Source organism: Leisingera sp. ANG-S5 (assembly GCF_000813925.1).
GTDB lineage: Bacteria > Pseudomonadota > Alphaproteobacteria > Rhodobacterales > Rhodobacteraceae > Leisingera.
In genome coordinates this window covers 1-228 of record NZ_JWLH01000026.1, presented here as the reverse complement: position 1 = coordinate 228, position 228 = coordinate 1, and the positions used below count along the sequence as shown (strand labels likewise).

Here is a 228-nt window from a genome sequence, read left to right as displayed (position 1 = left end):
CTACCTGATCCCGGTGGCCCAGGCCCATTTCCGCCGGGTGCTGAAGGCCAACCCCGATCTGCCCCAGGGCCGCTCCGAGACCGAAGGCGGTGCCAAGTGGTTTACCCTGGACGAGGTGCTGCGCCTGCGCGCCTTCTTTGCCGCCCAAGGCTCCAAGGCCAAGGACTACACCCCCTACCGTCCCGCAGGCCTGCCCGCCAAGATGGTGGCGGTTGCCAACTTCAAGGG

1 pseudogene is annotated in these 228 nt (G+C 67.5%); it reads left to right on the top strand.

Annotation, left to right across the window (positions count from 1 at the left end):
• Positions 1–228, top strand: a pseudogene (locus tag RA25_RS23360) (AAA family ATPase); the annotation flags it as partial.